The organism is Myxococcus vastator, from assembly GCF_010894475.1.
Classification (GTDB): Bacteria; Myxococcota; Myxococcia; order Myxococcales; family Myxococcaceae; genus Myxococcus; species Myxococcus vastator.
Genome location: NZ_JAAIYB010000812.1, coordinates 1 through 1,651, shown reverse-complemented (window position 1 = coordinate 1,651; position 1,651 = coordinate 1). Strand labels below are relative to the sequence as shown.

General features: G+C 64.7%; 2 protein-coding genes. Both read right to left on the bottom strand.

Going from position 1 to position 1,651, the window contains the following annotated elements; translation table 11 throughout:
• Positions 1 to 299: 299 nt before the first annotated feature.
• Entirely contained in the window at positions 300 to 677 is a 378-nt protein-coding gene (locus G4D87_RS37525) for a DUSAM domain-containing protein (protein ID WP_163787555.1), read from the bottom strand.
• A 9-nt stretch (positions 678 to 686) separates the two neighbouring features.
• Entirely contained in the window at positions 687 to 1,112 is a 426-nt protein-coding gene (locus G4D87_RS37520; protein WP_163787554.1) for a hypothetical protein, read from the bottom strand.
• Between the last annotated feature and the right edge of the window lie 539 nt (positions 1,113 to 1,651).

Genomic DNA, 1,651 nt, shown 5'->3' with positions numbered 1-1,651 from the left:
GCCTCGCCCCCCCCCCGGGCCACCTTGGCGGCTTTCCGGATGCTGGCGCCCTCCTGGACCGTCCGCGCACCGGCCCCGAGCATGATGGATCTGGCCCGGCCCCGGCCAATGGGCTTGCCGCTCTTGGTGCCCTGGCGGCGAGGACGGAGGCCACGTACATGGATGCGAGTCTGACGGCGTGAACTGACGACGCGTGCGGCAGGGTGGAGCCGCCCGTGGAACCGACGCCGCCTGGAACTGGTGGCGGCACCTGAGTACGGCGGGGGCGCAGCGTCAGTCGCGCCCCCCCCCCGTTGCCGTTACAGCTCGTCGAGTGCGTCTAGCCGAATCTGGGCTTGTTCGCGGTAGAGCGGAACAACCTCAACATCCAGCAGTGCCAGCAAAGGCGCGCGCGCGGCTTCAAGGTCGCCGTTTTCTTCGAGCTTGTTCGCTTCAATGAGCGCACGCGACAGGCGCCGCGAGCCGGTACGGATGCGCTTTGCAATCTCCTTGAGCAACTTGGCGGCACTCGCGTCGTCCTGGATTGCCTGGGAGACCTCCTGAGGCGCGATGGCCACTTCGGCGGCGGTGCCAACCAAGAGCGCGCGGACTTCATCCGTGAGGACGAGCGGCTCCCCAAGGTCCGTGACGCGGCGGTTTAGTTCCCTGATTTCATTCCACGCACTGTGTTCCGGCATCGGAGGTCCCTAGCGAGTTCTCTGCTTACACATTTCGTAGGGCCACTGCCGTTGCCCCTCACAGTTACGAAAACACGCGTAGCAGTCGCCAATCCAGCGTGGCTTCTTCGCGTCTCGGCAAAGCACGTACAGCTCTCGGCAGTGCTCCTTCCATCCTGTGTCGGGGTCGTCGTCCTCTTCCTCTTCTCCCTTCTCGTTCGCGCGCTTCATCGCGGCATCCATGGTCCCGACGTAGGCGGCGGCCTCAGCTGCGGTGAGTCCGCACGCTTCGGCCGCTCCTGGGTTCCGCTGAACGCAGCACGAGACGGTGTCAGTGCAGGACGCAAGGGAGTAGGCGTCGCGGCGGCCGACGGTGCCCGTGGCGCCACTGGAACACCCAAGCGAGAGAGCGGCCAAGAGGCACAACAAGCTAAGAGCGGCGTTCAGCTTTGGCATGATGAACGGACTAATCACGTCTAAGCATTATGCGTCTATCATCCTGGATGCGTAATCGCATGGGATGGATGAACTCCACGGTTTCTACGTAGCCGAATGTCTGGCACGCCGCCCGCACTGCATCAGCCCCAGGCGGTATTTACCGCCTCGGGTTGACGGCTGGAGCCCAAGCGAGCATGGCTGTTGACCAACATAGGGGCTCTGTGCTGCGCGCCAACGCGGCCAGGGCCTTACACGTTTCCGGGGGCTACGCCCTCGGAACGTGGTAGAGGCGGTCTGAGCTTCGGTGGCCCTTGGCGGGGCTGCCTTTGCTCTTGGGAGGCTCCGTTGACGTGGCGCAATCACGTTACTGGGGCCTCTCGCTTTTGGGGCCAATGGCACCAACGAAGAAGTCGAAGGAACCCGCCGCGCAGTAAGCGTTCAGGTGGGATGGGCGGTTGAAGAAGGAGCAGGCCAGCAGCCGACGGGAGGCTCGTCGCTCGCTGACGCGGCGTGGGGCATGGGACAGAGCGTGTCGTGGCCGAGGTCGACCCCAAGGA

Excerpts from the sequence above, each read along its gene's own strand:
- G4D87_RS37525 (WP_163787555.1), bottom strand. The coding sequence starts at position 677 with ATGCCGGAACACAGTGCGTGGAATGAAATCAGGGAACTAAACCGCCGC.
- G4D87_RS37520 (WP_163787554.1), bottom strand. The coding sequence starts at position 1,112 with ATGCCAAAGCTGAACGCCGCTCTTAGCTTGTTGTGCCTCTTGGCCGCT.